At 67.6% G+C, this 1232-nt stretch carries 1 pseudogene; it reads right to left on the bottom strand.

The annotated features are described in order from the left end of the window. Positions 1–11: 11 nt before the first annotated feature. Positions 12–1232: pseudogene (locus tag ACFWDI_RS40965) on the bottom strand (IS3 family transposase); the annotation flags it as partial.

The raw sequence follows: 1232 nt of genomic DNA, 5'->3' as shown, positions 1-1232 counted from the left end.
TGGAGAGTGGGTTAGCTGGTTTTCAGGGGTACTTGTGGTGCGGCGGTCGTTGCGTGGAGTGCTTCGAACTCGGCGGGTGGGACGTGGCCGAGCTCGCCGTGGAGGCGGCGCTGATTGAACCAGTCGATGTACTCGGCGACGGCGATCTCGACGTCGTTGACGCCGGTCCAGGGGCCCTTGTTGCGGATCAGCTCGGCCTTGAAGAGGCTGTTGAACGCTTCGGCCAGGGCGTTGTCGTACGAGTCGCCCTTTGAGCCGACCGAGGCTACGGCGGATTCCTGTTCGAGACGTTCGGTGTAGTGGAGAGCTCGGTATTGGACTCCACGGTCCGAGTGATGCGTGAGGCCGGTGAGGTCGGCGCCTGTGTGCCGGCGGCGCCAGATCGCCATCTCCAGGGCGTCGAGGGCGAGGTCTGTGTAGAGACTGGTAGCGACCTGCCAGCCGACGACCATGCGGGAGAAGACGTCGATGACGAAGGCAGTGTAGACCCAGCCGGAGAAGGTTCTGATGTAGGTGATGTCCGCTACCCAGAGCTGGTTCGGGGCGGTCGCGGTGAACTGCCGCTCGACCAGGTCGGCGGGTCGGCCGGTCTCCGGGGCCGGCCGGGTGGTGCGTGGGGTCTTGGCCCCGATCACCCCGCGCAGTCCGGCCGCGCGCATGAGGCGCTCGACCGTGCAGCGGGCCACCTCGTGTCCCTCGTGTGCCAGCGCGGCGTGGACCTTGCGGCCCCCGTAGACCCCGTAGTTGTCCTGGTGAATGCGGTGTATCTCCTTGGTGAGGTGCTCGTCGCGCAGGCTGCGGGCCGAGGGCGGGCGGTTGTGAGCGGCGTAGTAGGTGCTCGGCGCGATCGGTGCGTCCGTCTCGGCGAGGACGTCGCAGATCGGCTGGACGCCGAACGTCTCCTTGTATGGTCGATGTAGGCGACCTTTATCGCAGTGGACGGTCCAGCTCCGCGGCGAAGAAAGCCGAGGCGGACTTCAATATCGCGTTCGCCCGCCGCAGTTCCTTCACCTCCCGCTCCAGCTCGGCGATCCGGGCGGCGTCGGTGCTGATGGTGCCGGGGCGTATGCCGTCGTCGGTCTCGGCACGCTTGACCCAGCCGCGCAGGGCCTCGGGATGCACATCGAGCTGGTCGGCGATCCGCTTGATCGCACCGGCCCGGCCGGCCGGGTCCTTGCGGGCCTCGACCGCCAAGCGCGTCGCGCGCTCGCGCAGTTCGTCGGGGTACTTAC

The organism is Streptomyces sp. NPDC060064 (assembly GCF_042736455.1).
In the GTDB taxonomy this organism is placed as follows: domain Bacteria; phylum Actinomycetota; class Actinomycetes; order Streptomycetales; family Streptomycetaceae; genus Streptomyces.
Note: the sequence above shows the minus strand (reverse complement) of the source record. Positions and strands in the feature narration are given on the sequence as shown.